The organism is Pedobacter sp. NO84 (genome assembly GCF_059703915.1).
This window is the reverse complement of sequence record NZ_AP046575.1, coordinates 1,932,006-1,946,153: the sequence shown is the minus strand read 5'-3', so window position 1 is coordinate 1,946,153 and position 14,148 is coordinate 1,932,006. Positions and strand designations below refer to the sequence as shown.

Below are 14,148 nucleotides of genomic sequence, written 5' to 3'. Positions count from 1 at the left end.
TAGTAAATTAACCTAAAAAGTTTATTTTGTCTTCGACTACGCTCAGACTGACAATTAAGTGAGTAATACTTACATTTTTAATGATGCGCTTTTAGCTTGCCATCAAGTGTTGTTAATGCATTCTTTAATTTCGACAAGGCACCTGCGATAGCTAAATCGTAGGTTGCTGCAAAGGTACTTCCTACAATAGCTGGCCTACCTTCTAAACGTGCTTCTAACACACACTTTTTGTCGTTTAGCCCATCTTTACTTCCATTCTCGTCCGATAGATGAACCTGTACACTCGAAATATGATCTGAAAACCTATCGAGTCCCTTTTTTAATAGATCCGAAATTTGGCTCTCGTACTCTGCATGGATTGTTAAATTTTTATCGGCATTTAGTTGAATCGTCATAAGTTTTTGTTTTGTAAGATTAACAAGGAACTTTGGTAGTTGTTTTAAAATAACTTTAGTCTCACCCCAGCCATCCCCAGAAATGAGGGAGTGCTACATACATACAGCAAGCAGCCCTTTGCATAGTTAAAAATAGTTGGTTACACGTTTGAAGGATTTAGTACAGTTTGTATGGCGTCGGCTTTGCGAGCTTTTCGCGAAGCCTGCCTGCAGCAGGCAGGCAATCGCCTTGCCGCTGTTATGCATGTTGACCGGAAAGGAGATTGCTTAGCCCGATGAAGGATCGTGGCTCGCAAAGCTGGAACTGCGAGTTATGGTTACCTATAAAAAAATCCCTTATCTTTGCATATAAATCCGCTTTACCCTTAGCCAAACGCCAATCGCATTATGTACACTTCCGATACCATCATCGCCCTTTCAACTCCACCCGGCAGCGGAGCCATTGGCGTAATCCGTTTATCTGGGCCTGAGGCGATTTCGCTGGCAAATGAGGTTTTTGCAGGTAAAGATCTCACCAAACAGGAATCCCATACGCTGCATTTTGGTCTAATCAAAGAAGGAGAAATAATTGTTGATGAGGTAGTTGCAGGATTATTTGTAGCGCCAAAATCGTACACTAAGGAAAACGTGGTAGAGATTTCTTGTCATGGTTCTAATTACATTATCCAGCAGATAATTAATCTATTAATTAAAAAAGGAGCAAGGGCCGCTAAACCTGGCGAATTTACCTTACGTGCTTTTTTAAATGGGGCATTTGATTTAAGCCAGGCAGAGGCCGTTGCCGATCTGATAGCTTCTGATAGCAAAGCATCTCACGATGTTGCCCTGCAACAAATGCGTGGGGGATTTAGTAATGAACTTAAAGACCTCCGCGAACAGTTGATCCACTTTGCCTCGATGATAGAGCTGGAACTTGACTTTGCCGAAGAGGATGTTGAGTTTGCTAATCGCGAAGAACTTAGGCGTCTTGTCTCACTACTCAATACGCATATCGCACTACTAATATCTTCTTTCGAAGTTGGAAACGTCCTAAAAAATGGTGTTCCCATTGTAATAGCCGGTAAACCGAACGTAGGCAAGTCTACCTTGTTAAACGCCCTCTTAAACGAAGAAAGAGCAATTGTTTCTGATATTGCGGGAACCACGCGAGATACGATCGAAGATGAGCTGAACATCAATGGCATTATTTTTCGTTTCATAGACACCGCTGGCATCCGCGAAACCGCCGACATTATCGAAGCCCAAGGCGTAGCTAGAACATTAGAACGCATGAAACAGGCCAAGCTGATCATCTACATGGCCGATGCTGCCCAGACTTCAGAAGAACTAGAAAAACAGCTAACCGATCTTAAGAAACTAGAAATCCCTTACCTAGCATTGATCAATAAGGCCGATCTATTAACTGAAACTCAAAGAGCAAGCTTTGCACAACAAGATGTTCTTTTCCTATCGGCACGAGATAGGATAGGGGTTGATGAGCTTAAAACGAGCTTATTGGATAAAGTTAACCTCCACCACATCAATACCAGCGAAACGATTGTAAGCAACATCCGCCACGTAGAAGCACTAAAAAATACCGAAACTGCTTTGGTTAACGTGCTTAACAACATAGACAATCCTGTAACCAGCGATTTCTTAGCCATGGATATCAAACAGGCGCTTCATTATCTAGGAGAGATCACCGGTATGGTTACAACTGATGATTTATTGGAGAATATATTTAGTAAGTTTTGCATCGGCAAGTGATATTGTAACTTATTGATAATCAGTATTTTGTGTAGGTGTAGGAAAATGAAGAATTTCAATTTTAGGAAATTAAGTTGTTGTAAATCAATAGATTAAAAAATACTTTGCGTGTGTTTGTTCCCCTCGCAAAGTAATTCGTACTAAAATCTTCTTCTTGCCGATCTTTTTTCAATGTATTTATCGGCTATGTGTCCAATTTCTCTATATGTTAAAATTGGATCTTTTACCAGCCATTTTTTAAGTTCATCTTTTTTGAAGTATAATCTTCGACCCGCCTTATATCCAGGTAGTTCGCCTCTACAAACCTTGGAATAAATAGTTGGCTTGGATAGTCGTAGGAATTCAGCAGCTTTCTCAACATCTAAAAGTTCAAATTGATCGGTTTCTTCAGTAGTTGAAAGCAATTTTTCAATTCTATCAATTTTTTCTATCAAAATTGAAATTGCTTCGGGGAGTTGCTCGAAGGTTAATTTTTGCATATTACTAGCTATTTATAATTCGTAATAATGCAATTTACTATATAAAATAACATTCAATTTTTTCACAACTGTATTTTAGCCATTCATTTTCTATATTTTAGTGACAGTAATTTTTTAATTCTGTAGAAGCGCTCTCAATAATTTCCTGCTTTGAAGAATTGATTATAATATTAATCAAATATGAAAAGATGGCGGAAATAACTACTAAAAGATATTTAACAAAAAGTAGATTTAAGTTGGCGCTTGAATGTCCAACAAAACTATTTTACACAAAGAAAGAGGAGTATCCTGATCAGAAATTGTCTAATGATTTTTTGAAGAATCTAGCTAATGGAGGTTTTCAAGTGGGCGAATTAGCTAAATGCTATTTTTCAGGAGGTCATAATGTCGATGAACTTGATTACGAAACTTCATTATCCAAAACTAATGAATTACTTAGTTTTGATAATGTAATTATATACGAAGCGGCATTCTTATTTGAAAACTTATTTATAAGAGCTGATATAGTTGTAAAACAAGGCAATAAAATTTCCTTATATGAAGTAAAAGCAAAGTCCATTGACGGGAGAACTCCTTCTTTTTTAACAAAAAAGGATACCATCGAATCTAAATGGAAACCATATTTATATGATGTTGCTTTCCAGAAACATGTTGTTCAAAAAGCATTGCCAGACTCTAATGTTGAAAGCTACCTAATATTAGCCGATAAAAGCTCTATCGCTACTGTTGATGGATTAAATCAAAAATTTTTCATAAGTAAAGATGACCAAGGTAGAACACAAGTTGAGATTATTGGAGATGTTTCAAAGTCTTCATTGGGAGGGCCAATATTGTGTATAGTTCCTGTGGACCACATAATTGACCCACTATTGCAGAATATACCATTTCCAGATATTCCAGAAAAATCATTTATAGAATGGGTAAATTTTTACGCGGATAATTATGGTACTGATAGTTTAATTAGGTCTCCTATTAAATCCTCATGTAGAGATTGTGAATTTAAATTAGTGGTGGACGCTAAGGATAGCTTTTTAAGTGGTTTCAAGGAATGTTGGAAAAGAGAGGTGGGTTTTACAGACGATGATTTTTCAAAGCCATCTATTTTGAATATATGGGATTTGAGGACAAAGGATAAATTTTTATCTGAAAAAAAATACTTTCAAAATGAATTAACTGAAGAAGATTTAAGACCCAAAAAAAGTATTTCTAAGGAAGGGCATGGATTGAGCAGATTAGAAAGACAACTTATTCAAGTAACAAAATCTAGAAATTCTGATGATACAGATTATTTAGATGCTGAAGGGTTAGCAGAAGTATTTAAATCCTTTGTATATCCTTTGCATTTTATAGATTTTGAAACATCTGCAGTTGCAATCCCATTTTCAAAAGATAGAAGGCCCTATGAGCAAACTGCTTTTCAATTTTCACACCATATAATTCTTGAGAATGGCACTATAGGTCATAAAGGACAATGGTTGGATTATAATGTTGGTGTTTTCCCAAATTTTGATTTTATAAGGGCATTGAAAGCTGAATTAAGTTCAGATTTAGGAACTATTTTCAGATATGCTTCACATGAGAATTCAATACTTAATGCTATTTATCGACAACTTCAAGAATCTAATGAAGCGGATAAAGACGAATTATGCTTTTGGATACAAACAATCACATCCTCTACTACTAACAGTACTGAAAACTGGGTTGGTGAACGAAATATGATTGATCTTAGACAATTAGTACTTAAATATTATTATTCCCCATCTACTAATGGATCAAATTCTATTAAAGATATTCTACCTGCAATTCTGAATTCAAGTAATTATTTGAAAAACAGATATAGTAAGCCCATTTACGGTAATGATATTACAAGTTTGAATTTTAAAAATCAAACTTGGATCAGTTATGACGATTTAGGGAAGGTAATTAATCCTTATAAGAAATTAGAACCACTATTTAAAGACATTGAACAGGACCTTTTAGATTCTTTAATATCAGAAGATGATGTTGAAATTGCTGATGGGGGAGCTGCAATGGCTGCTTATGCTCGAATGCAGTTTACTCGAATGAGTGGTGAAGAACGTCTGTTAATACAAAAATCACTTTTGAAGTATTGTGAGTTAGACACGTTAGCGATGGTTATGATTTATGAACATTGGAAAAACAAATTATTATAACATGGATTGGAAAAAACTCTTAAACAGCGGTAGGTTAAGAAAATCTACAAGATTAGAAGATGCAAGAAATGAATTTGAAAGTGATTATGGAAGAGTATTATTTAGTCCTGCATTAAGAAGGATGCATGATAAAACACAAGTATTTCCATTAACAGCAGATGACAACATACATTCTAGGCTTACTCATTCTATGGAAGTAATGTCTATAGGATACTCCCTTGGTATGGATATTCTTAAAAATGAGCAATTCGTAAGTACTACAAACTATAATAAAACGGAATTAGAAAGAATTATACCGATAATTCTTCAAAGTGCATGTTTAGTTCATGATATAGGAAATCCGCCTTTTGGTCATTTTGGTGAGACTGTTATCAAAGATTTTTTTAAAAAACTCTTTGATAAAGATGATAAATTGGGTGAAAAGAAGAAATTCAATTTAACTCCAGCAGAGAAAGGTGATTTCACAATGTTTGATGGAAATGCACAAGGATTTAGAATACTCACTAAACTCCAGGTGCTAAATGATCCATATGGACTTAATCTTACTCTCTCAACACTTGCTTCTTACATTAAGTACCCAAATTTTGGTGATACAGATGACAATTGCTTAAGTAAACATAAGAGAGGTATTTTTCAATCAGAAATTGAATATTTTAAAGAAATCGTAGATGGATGTAAATTAAAAAAAGATAATGAAGTTATTCGGCACCCATTGGCTTTTTTAATGGAGGCGGCAGATTCGATTTGTTATCTAGTTATGGATATGGAAGATGGATTTAATAAAAAATGGTATAGATATTCTGGTTTAAGGACTTTTTTTGGTGGAACAGATAACTTGGAAACATTTTTTGATTTTTTAGACAAGGAATATCCTGGTGATGATCTTGAGGTAACTCGAGTTGTTAAGTTTAGAATTGAAGTTATTAGACGTCTTGTATCATTAGCCTCTAAGAATTTTATCGATAATGTAGATTTGATATATGAAGGAAAATATAATGAAGAATTAATTTTTGATAGTGAATATGCGTTAGCAAAAAGATTTCAAGACTTTTGCAACAAACACATATTACCAAACAGAGAAATCCTTTCGTTAGAAATGACTGGTCATTCTGTTTTGACAGGCTTGCTAAACTTTTACACAGATTTCTTGTTTCATGATGATAAAAAGTATCGAAAAAAAGCAAAAGGAATGCTGTCAAATAGTATTGTACGTGCAGCGTTGCTAGAAAATAATGTAAACGATTTTGATGAATTAAGCGTTTATTATAAACTTAGAATAATTGTTGATTATATTAGTGGTATGACTGATCAGTTTGCCTTAAACCAATTTCAAAAATTAAGTGGACAGAAAATTAACTGATATTAAAAATAATGTGGATGCTTCCTCTGAGGCTTTTTTCTCATATCTTGATAGTATATTCAAGGATGATGTTAAGAAGGCACTTAATGATTTGCAAGAGTATACTAACGTATATTTATTCAGTGGATTGATTAGGAATTATTTTTTGGGTATATATGAGCACAGAGATATAGATATTGTCCTTGAGAAAGAGGTAAACATTGAAGTTCTATTTAATAAATGGCAAATAAAACGAAACAGTTTTGGTGGGTATAAAGTATTTTTTAACTCTGGTCCAATGGACGTTTGGTTTATGAAAGACACTTGGGCATTTCAGAATAGCTTAAACACATTGAAATTTCAGATTGAAGAAAATATTCCTAATACAGCTTTTTTTAATTTTTCGTCTGTTATCTTTTGTATCAACAGAAAAAAATTTCATTATACGAAACACTTCTTAAAATTTTTGAGTAATAGGGAAATCGATTACGTTGAGAAAGCAAATGCTAATTACGGTTTATGTGTTATCAATACTTTTTATTATTCAGATAAATTTAACCTAAAAATTGCTAAACGATTATTAGAATTGATTAAGTATTTTGATGGAAAATACAAATTTGACTATAATGCTATACAAATTAAGCATTTTGGAAAAATATTGTATAGCGACTTTGATATTTCTAGTAGGCTTAAAAATATTTCTCTACCTCAATTAGCTTAGTTATACTGGATTCAAATTTTCGTTATCATTCAGTATTGATCTGCCAGCATCAGATTGTGAAAATTCATGAGTATTTCTTAATATTTCATCAAGAATAATTTCTTGCTGATTTTCACTTGGCTTTGGCAAAGATTCAATTTCCTTAATTCTATTCAAAAAGAAATTCCCCATTCCATCATCCTTAATTTGTTGCGGAATTTTAAAAACTCCATTAATAGGATTAATAAGTAAAGATGGATTGATTATATTATTCTTGGTTTTAATAGTTACCCAGAAGATGAATCTAAGAAATTTACCATATACCACTATATAATCATTGTTGTTGTTAGAAACTATTGTTGAATCCATAGTTCTTGTAAAATAATAATCCACTCCTGGAATATTCAATGTATGTGATTTTATCCTATCTGTGAACATTAAATTAACATTTTGATAGTCTTAAGGGAATTTATAATTAGATAGGAAATTTCTCCATTCTCCTTCTACACTTTTTAATGTTTCGAAATAAGGAAGTATCTTTATTGATGGTAATTCCAATTGAAATATGAGTACTCTCCATAAAAATGATATAGCGAAATAATATAGATTTTCATCGTAACTAAACTGTTTTTTTTCTTCAATCAAATAAGGCCTAAAGATTTTTTCTGCAAACCATTTTTCCCTCTTACTAAATTCTAATTCAGCTCTATCTGATAAATAATATTTTTTTAAGCCATCTTGCATACGTTTATTTGGCATATCAAAAGGTCTCATAAATCTCGATCCTGTTTTCTTAAAGTAGTCTATAACAAACTTTGGATAAATATGGCTTTCCTTTAAATCACATTCAAAATTATAAAGTTTACAAATCCCTATCATTTATTTTTCAGTTATTAAATTATCCATTTGTTCTATGACTAGTTATAAATCACTTTCCCTGAGCAAGATCCTCTGCTTGATTAATCGATCTTAAAATATGACTTCTTGCTTTTGCCCTATTGTTTATTTTTTTAACTTCATCATTAGCTGTTGCCCAATTTTGAAATAGTAAATATTTTGTTGAAATCGCTGCCTGAGTATTGCAGTCAGTAAGAATTACAAATTGGATGTGCATGTGCTGTTCCCACACATAAAAACCAAAGTCATCTTTTATGACAGATATATCAGGATATCCAATCATTGATTTTATTTGGGTTTCCGTTGCTCCGCTAAAAACTGCGATAAAATGTAGAGGGCCTGTCGCAGTTGCAGATAAACCTGTTTTTATAATTGTATCTTGATCGCTTAGAAAGGGACGCCCTGTAAAAGCTTTGGCATCAGATACAGACATTTTATCCGGAATGGTGTGAGAAAGCTTTATTACTTCTGGAAAAAGTATATCTTTATCTGCTAAATCTGCGAGAGCCTGTTTCATCTGAATAGAGCGAGGTTCATAATTAAGTTGCATCCAATCCTTAGCAACCGCATTTGCTGCCGACATTGCATAATACATATTCGAATGAGCTACTCTTTCAGACAAATGACGACTAATTATGTTTTTTATACTCATTAACAAACCTTTGCGAAATCCATCTGGTGTATGATCTATGGCCTTGAGCTTAAGTGGGTTATTAAAACGGTTAAGTTTTGTTTGATAAGTAGCGAATGACGAATTTCTGATTCCCGCGTCTCCTGTCTTATCTGGCGATTTTGAAAACTTTTGAATATCAATTATTGCTAGCTTTTTTGCAGAAGATTGAAGTGCTGCTTCTATCTCAGCATGGCAAATGCCAACTGTATTACCAACTGGAGCCCAACCAGCCTCTCCATTTATTAGCCCAATAACAAGATCGGCATCTCTAGAATGTTGCATGCAAATATTGTAACTATCAACAGTAGCATCCATTCCGAAGGTTTCATTTATTTCCACAGTTAGGAATTTCTCACCCAAGAAAAGTTCCTTTTCAAGCTCTTCTTTTAAATAAAGACGGACTTCAGTAAGAGTATCGCCTGCTATTCCGTTAATAATAATCTGGTCAAGATTTCTACTAGAAATGAATAAAGTAAATTGCAAGGATTTAGTTGGCATAGTTAACAATTTTTTTAAAGTTAAATTTTTAAAAGGATAAAACTTGTTAATTGATTTGGACAATTAAACATGAAATTTAATCCAATATCTTCATTAAAAGATTTTTACGCCATACAAATTAGTCATTTAAAAATTGAGCTCTCTTATCAGGTTGTGCAATGTTATATTATGTTAACGATTAAAAATATTATATTCATAATTTTTACTTTAAACTAATATGTTAAAATATTAGTTAGCTTTAAGTTAAATAGAAATTATAAATTTTTCTTTTAACAACTATAGCTCTCAAATGTCTTCAAGTACCATCAGTCCTATACAAAATATTTCGATAAAGGATTTAGGAAACGACAATCAACTCTTTCTGATTGATTTTGAATCTTTATCCCAAGATTTAATTGATTCAATGGACAAGCAATTAGTTAAAATCTGTGAAGGAAATTCTGGAAGCAATCTTCAATACGTAAAGAAAAGAATAATCAGCTTTTTAACTACCAAAAAGGGTTCTGATATAGAACTTGGTGCAATAGCAGAGTACATGCTCCATCACCATTTGAATATACTCGGTTTCGAACCAAAGTTTTTATATTTCAATCTAGAAGAAAACTCTATGAAGAAAGGATTTGATGGTTATTATTTATTGAATGGCGAAAGGTGGATTTTAGAGAGTAAATCTGGAAGTATCTCAACTAAGAATATTTCCCATCCTTCAAAAGTACAAGAATCTTATACGGATTTGAGAGACAAGCTTGCTGGAAAGGCAAAAAATAACCCATGGAATAATGCATTGAGCCACGCATCAAATTATTGGGTTGGGGTTGAATTAGATCTGGTCTCTGATATTAGAACATTGGCTCAGAGATATGATCTTAAGGATTTTGAAGATATTAAAGATTATAATATCATTCCTGGTTCAACAATATTTTTAGATGGTTTATGGCAAAAACTGGATCATGATCAAATCGAGATTGAAATTCGTAATCTCATTGCTAATCTTAATTTCAAGAAGATCAAGATTATATGCCTCAATAAAAAATCGATTGATTTATTTTGGGATTATCTTAAAATATAACGACCTCTTAGCATGCAAACAAGTGAAAAAAGAACACTCAAGCAGTTAGTAAAAATACCGCGTTTTAGCGAGTGTATTACAAAATTTACGTGTGGTGATGTGCTGTCAGAAGACCAACTCACCTATTTATTGCATTGTGCTATCATTTTTTTAATGAATTATGAAAGCGATAAGAGATTTAAGAGTTTTGCAGACTTTTCTTATTATATTATTTTAAAATACTCGCTTAAGTATAACGATTATCAACCCCTCTATGATTTTGCACTAAATTTTGGTTATTATCCGATAGTGAAATCAATTTTATCCAATAAGCTTTTAGATAAATTTTCAATACAAGGTATTTGTGACGACATAGAATTGGATCGATATAAAAATGAAACATATATAGAAACTCTTCATCAATTCGTAGAGAAAAAAAGTTTATTGAATAATAGCGCTGCCGAAATCAGTTACATCGCACCTACATCCTATGGAAAAAGCTCAGTGATTGTTGAGTGCATAAAGAGCTACGCAAGCGATGAATCAAAGATTTTAATTATCGTACCAACCAAGTCTTTGCTTATGCAGACCTATCGAATGATCAGGGAAGCAGATCTGAAACGTAAAATCATCATACATGATGAAATGTTTCAAGGAGAAAAGACATTCATCGCAGTTTTTACTCAAGAACGTGCACTTAGACTTTTGAATAAAACTTCATTATCTTTTAATTTGATTTTTTTGGATGAGGCTCATAATATTATGAAAAGCGATTTTAGGAGTATTCTCATATCTAGAACGCTAAGACTGAATAAAAGTCGAAATCCACAACAAAAAGTGATTTATCTCTCTCCGCTCATAGATGATATCCAGAATATCAAATTTGAAGCAGGGCAGATGATCGAACAACACAAGGTTGAATTTAATATTAAGGAACCTGAAATCTACGAGTATCGATTGGACCATAGCATACATCAGTATAATCGATTTATAGGCGAGTTTTACAAGTTAGGAACATCGATCAGTAAGTTTAGTTATTTAATATCTGCGTCTGGCGAAAGAAATTTCATTTATGCAAATTCCCCTAGGAAAATCGAGCGATTGTCGAAGGAACTTTCTTCCTTTATAGGCGCACGTGAACCTAGCTCACAAATCACTGAATTAATCCGAATATTAAAGCAGGAGGTTCATGAACGGTTCTATATGGTGCAGTATGTAACTTCAGGAATAGTTTATCTGCATGGAAAGCTACCTGATCTAATTAAGGAATATCTGGAAAGTAAATATCGAGAACTTCCTGAGCTGAAGTATCTTATTGCAAACTCTGTTGTCCTTGAAGGTATGAACCTCCCAATTGATACACTTTTTATTTTCAATGCCTTAGGTCTGGAAGGAAAGGAATTAACTAATCTTATCGGACGTGTCAATCGGTTGAATACGATTTTCAACGATAATCAAAATAACTTATACAAACTCTTGCCCAAAGTACATTTTGTAAACAGTGAGGATTATAATAGGTCACAAAGTAATATGGCCAACAAAATTATACTTTTAAGAAGTAATACTTTTAAGGACACAGTTAAAAATCCGACCCTAGAAGCGTTCGATGTAAGTACTGTTACAAAAGATAGAACTACAGCAGAAGCAACGATAGAAAAAATTTCCATAACCAAAGCCAATGAAACATTCTTGACAAGTATACCCAGCTCGGATTTCGACCGTATGAAAATATACTTAATACAGACTGGCATAACCGAATTCTATAGAAATGTTGATCAAATAGCTTCAATACTTTTTGAAAGAATTAATATCATCAAATCAAGTAATTATACAGAATGGAACTCGTTGGGGATGCTTGATAAAATATTTAGATTATTTGTGAATAACTTGGAAGACGAGAGGCTTGTAAAAGATTTAGAGTTTAAGCGAATATCTTTTGTTGAAACAAGGAAACATTATGAGGCATATATTACCATTAGTCAACGTAAATCCTTGCACGAAAATGTTAACGACTTAGTTACCTATTTCAAATCCAGAATTGAAAAGAAAAATGTGATGTTCTACTTCGGCGAAAGTTATGGAGAGGAAGTATTTGTATCCGACGAATATAAGGGTACAAAACGTGTTTATGTGGACCTTTCTACGAAGACTAATGATGAACTAGTAAATTTGGCTATTGTGAAATTGAAGTTGGAGGATGATTTTATTAGCTTTAAACTGAACAAGTTTATCGTCATGATGTATGACTTCGAAATAATTTCAGCTGATGAATATCATGAATACATATATGGAACCAAAGATTCTAAAAAAATAGCACTATCCAAAATCGGTCTTAATGTAAGTCTAATTACAAGATTGGAAAGGGATCAACAAATTGGTAATCTTAATATTGATGAATATAACAATTTGCGAAGTACTCCGGCATTCGATGAATTTAAAATGAAAATAAATGATTTCTATCGTTTTGAAATTGAAAGATTCATCAATTGATTATTTTAGATAACTATAAGTTATTTTAAAACTATATGTTGAAAAATTTATGGAAATAAGTCTGATTTGCTTAAAATTTATTTCGAATGAAAAGTCAATCTATTGATTATCAATTTCATTTGTTTATTTTATATATAATTTTTTATGGTTGATAAGTAATTCATTGAAAAGAAAAATACAATGATTATATTATCTTTTGTTTCTCATTTGTTACTTTGTGTATTCAAACATCTGATTTTTAATAAGATATATATGCTGCATCGGTAAATAGATACACAAAACAAGTCATAAAACTGCCCGAACTGTGTCTGCAGATTGGGAACAAGTTGATGGGGCTTGAAGGGCCTTCCAGAGGCTAAAGACCTTTCCACTGATATTATGTAATTTGATTAAATATTGGCGTGATTTCAGTTACAATGACAAATATAGTTGAAGTCTAAAATAAAACTTTTCCAACGCTCGGGATGTTCTATGTCAAGATTATCACCTGGGTATATGTTGATTAAAGCTATTTTCCTCAATCTTTTGCTGCTTGCTGTATACTGCGCGCTGATCGTAACGGGTTCCACTGACGCGAATAGGGGGTTTAACATTGCAATTGCGGCTGGGGTCTGCATGACCGCGCATGTGGCACTTAATATCATTACAGGTTTGGTCTTGCTTGTGATGGGCAAACAGGAACTTGCGAAGTCACTTTTGATCAGTGGGGCCGTACTTGCGCCGGTCGGTTTCTGTAGCTGGTTAATCTTGCTTAGTATTTACGGGTAGCCTACATCGACAAATAAACCGTTGGAAACTTCCCTAACACGAACTTTCCTTTAACAGGTTTTTGTTAACTGAAGGACAGCCCCCGCGACGTTCCAAGCGAAATTAAATCCATCCTTTATGACGATACCTTGCATGATGCGATCTATTATTTATTTTTGCGCCTCAACCGATCAGATGAAAATAACACGAGCTACTACTGAAGACATCAAGGCACTGAACAGACTGGTGAACTCCGCCTACCGGGGCGAGGAGTCCAAAAACGGTTGGACGACTGAGGCCGAAATCCTCGACGGCATCCGGATCGATGAACAGGCTTTGGAGGCCCTGTTGCAGCGTTCGGATGCGACGATCCTCAAAAGCGCCGATGGGAATGATGAAATTATGGGCACGGTTTGCCTGGAAGTGAGATCGCAGGACCTCTACCTCGGAATGTTCGCCGTCTCACCGTTTTCCTAAGGAAATGGCATTGGCAAGTCGCTTCTAAACGCGGCAGAACAATTTGCACTTCAAAACAACTGCCGGAGGATTGTCATTTCTGTGATCAGTACCAGGATTGAGCTGATTGACTGGTACAAGCGACATGGATACGCCTCTACCGGAGGCTCTATTGCGTTCGAAGAGATCGAGGGAAGGTTCGGCGATCCCAAAGTGCCGGTAATTAGTCTTATCGAAATGGAAAAGGTGCCCAGGGCAGACTAAGCCGATCGGGCTAAACTGATCCCTTCATTTATTTTATCTGCGCTGCATTCCATCCATTTTCCTCTCCCTTAAAAAACTTTCCAAAATCACTATTGACTTTTCGTCAACTTCAACTTAGGTTTGATAAACGTAATTACTCGGGTATATCCGTTTAAATTCCGACTGCAGGTTTTCGTATTTGCATTTTACTTTGCAAATGTCTCTGAAGTAGTTCAGTTATTAATTTTATTTATCACATCCAG

13 protein-coding genes are annotated in these 14,148 nt (G+C 34.0%); 8 read left to right on the top strand and 5 right to left on the bottom strand.

Going from position 1 to position 14,148, the window contains the following annotated elements:
• Nucleotides 1-77: 77 nt before the first annotated feature.
• On the bottom strand, nt 78-395 hold the full coding sequence (locus AC6H0V_RS08315) for an HPF/RaiA family ribosome-associated protein (RefSeq protein WP_497563262.1): 318 nt from the start codon (nt 393-395) through the stop codon (nt 78-80).
• 387 nt (nt 396-782) lie between these two features.
• Between AC6H0V_RS08315 and mnmE the strand changes: the two genes are divergently transcribed.
• The gene (gene mnmE / locus AC6H0V_RS08310) at nt 783-2,141 is read left to right on the top strand and encodes a tRNA uridine-5-carboxymethylaminomethyl(34) synthesis GTPase MnmE (RefSeq protein WP_497563261.1); all 1,359 of its coding nucleotides are present in this window, start codon (nt 783-785) and stop codon (nt 2,139-2,141) included.
• Between the two features lie 140 nt (nt 2,142-2,281).
• Here mnmE and AC6H0V_RS08305 read toward each other — a convergent pair whose 3' ends face one another.
• On the bottom strand, nt 2,282-2,620 hold the full coding sequence (locus AC6H0V_RS08305; protein WP_497563260.1) for a helix-turn-helix domain-containing protein: 339 nt from the start codon (nt 2,618-2,620) through the stop codon (nt 2,282-2,284).
• A gap of 188 nt (nt 2,621-2,808) precedes the next feature.
• Here AC6H0V_RS08305 and AC6H0V_RS08300 point away from each other — a divergent pair, with 188 nt between their 5' ends.
• Genes AC6H0V_RS08300 through AC6H0V_RS08290 form a run of 3 tightly spaced genes read left to right on the top strand, consistent with a single transcriptional unit; the run spans nt 2,809 to nt 6,854 of the window.
• Nucleotides 2,809-4,794: a DUF2779 domain-containing protein gene (locus tag AC6H0V_RS08300; RefSeq protein WP_497563259.1), complete on the top strand. Its 1,986-nt coding sequence runs from the start codon at nt 2,809-2,811 to the stop codon at nt 4,792-4,794.
• A gap of 1 nt (nt 4,795) precedes the next feature.
• Nucleotides 4,796-6,154, top strand: coding sequence for a dGTP triphosphohydrolase (dgt, locus tag AC6H0V_RS08295; protein ID WP_497563258.1), 1,359 nt, complete (start codon nt 4,796-4,798; stop codon nt 6,152-6,154).
• Nucleotides 6,135-6,854, top strand: coding sequence for a hypothetical protein (locus tag AC6H0V_RS08290; RefSeq protein WP_497563257.1), 720 nt, complete (start codon nt 6,135-6,137; stop codon nt 6,852-6,854). The genes dgt and AC6H0V_RS08290 overlap by 20 nt, the downstream gene beginning before the upstream one ends.
• Here the strand turns inward: AC6H0V_RS08290 and AC6H0V_RS08285 are convergent, their stop codons facing one another.
• The 3 genes from AC6H0V_RS08285 to AC6H0V_RS08275 are packed head-to-tail and all read right to left on the bottom strand — an operon-like array spanning nt 6,855 to nt 8,964.
• Nucleotides 6,855-7,271, bottom strand: a complete 417-nt coding sequence (locus AC6H0V_RS08285; protein ID WP_497563256.1) for a hypothetical protein — start codon at nt 7,269-7,271, stop codon at nt 6,855-6,857.
• A 21-nt stretch (nt 7,272-7,292) separates the two neighbouring features.
• On the bottom strand, nt 7,293-7,712 hold the full coding sequence (locus AC6H0V_RS08280; protein ID WP_497563255.1) for a hypothetical protein: 420 nt from the start codon (nt 7,710-7,712) through the stop codon (nt 7,293-7,295).
• Between the two features lie 49 nt (nt 7,713-7,761).
• Nucleotides 7,762-8,964, bottom strand: a complete 1,203-nt coding sequence (locus AC6H0V_RS08275; RefSeq protein WP_497563254.1) for a hypothetical protein — start codon at nt 8,962-8,964, stop codon at nt 7,762-7,764.
• A gap of 226 nt (nt 8,965-9,190) precedes the next feature.
• Between AC6H0V_RS08275 and AC6H0V_RS08270 the strand changes: the two genes are divergently transcribed.
• From AC6H0V_RS08270 to AC6H0V_RS08255, 4 genes are all read left to right on the top strand, one after another.
• Nucleotides 9,191-9,970: a hypothetical protein gene (locus tag AC6H0V_RS08270; protein ID WP_497563253.1), complete on the top strand. Its 780-nt coding sequence runs from the start codon at nt 9,191-9,193 to the stop codon at nt 9,968-9,970.
• 12 nt (nt 9,971-9,982) lie between these two features.
• The gene (locus AC6H0V_RS08265; RefSeq protein ID WP_497563252.1) at nt 9,983-12,439 is read left to right on the top strand and encodes a DEAD/DEAH box helicase; all 2,457 of its coding nucleotides are present in this window, start codon (nt 9,983-9,985) and stop codon (nt 12,437-12,439) included.
• Nucleotides 12,440-13,381: 942 nt separating this feature from the next.
• Nucleotides 13,382-13,663, top strand: coding sequence for a GNAT family N-acetyltransferase (locus AC6H0V_RS08260; protein ID WP_497563251.1), 282 nt, complete (start codon nt 13,382-13,384; stop codon nt 13,661-13,663).
• Nucleotides 13,664-13,672: 9 nt separating this feature from the next.
• Nucleotides 13,673-13,906 carry a GNAT family N-acetyltransferase gene (locus tag AC6H0V_RS08255; protein ID WP_497563369.1) on the top strand — a complete coding sequence of 78 codons (234 nt, stop codon included), beginning with the start codon at nt 13,673-13,675 and terminating at the stop codon, nt 13,904-13,906.
• Nucleotides 13,907-14,148: the final 242 nt, after the last annotated feature.